Below are 1,817 nucleotides of genomic sequence, written 5' to 3' on the forward strand. Positions count from 1 at the left end.
GTAATACCTCCACCTATAGTAGCACCTTCTCCATTAGAAATTTCAAGTTTATTATCACTATTGTTAGTGATAGAGCCACTTATACCTGTATCAGAAGTAGAGGTGTTAGTGATGGAATCAAGTTTACCGCCATCTTCTACTACTATATTTCCTGAGATAGAACCACTTCCTGTATTGGTAATACCACCTTCAACTGAACCTCCACTTTCTACCTTGATTTCACCTGCTATAGAACCATTGCCTTGATTGACTATGCCAGAGCCTCCACTTGAAGAGCTAACACTACCTCCTGAGATGATAATGCCACCTTTTTTATCATCATTATCGCTACTACCACCTATGATACCTTCATTGACTATACCAGCAGCTCCACCACTTACTTCACCTGCTATGGTGATTTGGGTGTTTAATTCTTGTCCATCTCCTATATAAATTCCAGCTCCATTTTTTCCAATAACTGAAGCACCTTTTTTAACATCTATTCCTTGACCCTTTATGGTTGTTTGTTCATTAGAGGCATCTATTTGAGTAATATCTACATTAATACCATTATTTCCAGCGATAATTTTACTACCGTTTTCTAAAATGATATTTCCTAAATCTATCTCAGTAGCCGCATGTTGCATAAAATAAAAACTTATGCCATTTCCATTGGTAGCTTCTATAGCGCCTTTGTTAACAAGGGTTTCTATTTTATTACCTGTTTCTACTATGATACCATCATTCAAACCCTTGATAGTTCCTTTGTTTTCGAGTGTTTTAATTAAACTTACCCCTTGATAAAAGCTTTGAAGATCTATAGCTCCGTATTCACCTGTTGATTCTATAAGTCCATCATTTGTAAAATTGTCTATAGTTGAATTGGCTAAAATAATTCCACTAATTTCGCCTTTTATAGTTCCTGTATTGGAAAAATTTTTTATATAAGAACCAGAAGAATATCCGTAATTCATATAAATGCCATTACCTCCACCCTGTATAGTTCCTGTATTGGAAAAATTATCTATCCTAGTATCACCACTTATCCAAATTCCATTACTCCATTCTCCACTACCAGGAGAGTTAATAAAACCATTATTGGTAAAAGTATCTATTTTTGTGTTAATAAGCACACCTGCCTCTGTGCCTTGTATGGTTCCACCGCTAGCATTGGTAAAATTTGTCATACTGCCTTGACCTATATTAACTCCCTTGCCTGCACTAATAAAACCACTATTTGTAAAATAATTTATATTGGAATTGTTTGCAACATCAATGGCAATTGAATTGCTTGTGATAGTTCCGCTGTTATTAAAGGTTTTTATATTAGTATTTTTTCCTTCGAAAAAAATTCCCTTATCATTATTAGAAGCTGTTATAGCTCCACTATTGTTAAATGTATCTATATTAAGAGTTCCTGAGTTGCTACCCCAAACTCCCATATAAATTTGACCATTAACTTGACCTTTGTTTTCAAAGGTATTGACAGTGATGGTTCCTGTGAGGTTATTTTGGCTATTTTGTATGGCTACTTTACCATTGATGGTTCCATTATTGGTAAGATTAGTAAGTGTAAGGGTATCGCTACCACTAGCATAGGCGTAAATAATATCACCTTTATTACCTGTACTGCCTAAAGTTCCGCTTGATCCAATTGTTAAGGAATTTGTTGTTCCGCTTCCAGTAATGGTTACTTTTTCAGTGTGTAATGAATTTATAGTCGTATCAGTCCTAGCTTCAGGACTATACATACTTATTGCTGATCTAGCTTTAGTATTTTTATTTGCTTCATCATAAGTTTTTATTTCAGGAGCAAGTGTAGCATTTGCACAACTAGC

General features: G+C 34.8%; 1 protein-coding gene. It reads right to left on the reverse strand.

What is annotated here, in order from left to right:
• Positions 1-1,817, reverse strand: a 1,817-nt coding sequence (locus AJ887_RS10180; RefSeq protein WP_410002259.1) for a beta strand repeat-containing protein, incomplete at both ends; no start/stop codon positions are given.

It is taken from the genome of Campylobacter sp. BCW_6466, assembly GCF_001762835.1.
Classification (GTDB): domain Bacteria; phylum Campylobacterota; class Campylobacteria; order Campylobacterales; family Campylobacteraceae; genus Campylobacter_D; species Campylobacter_D jejuni.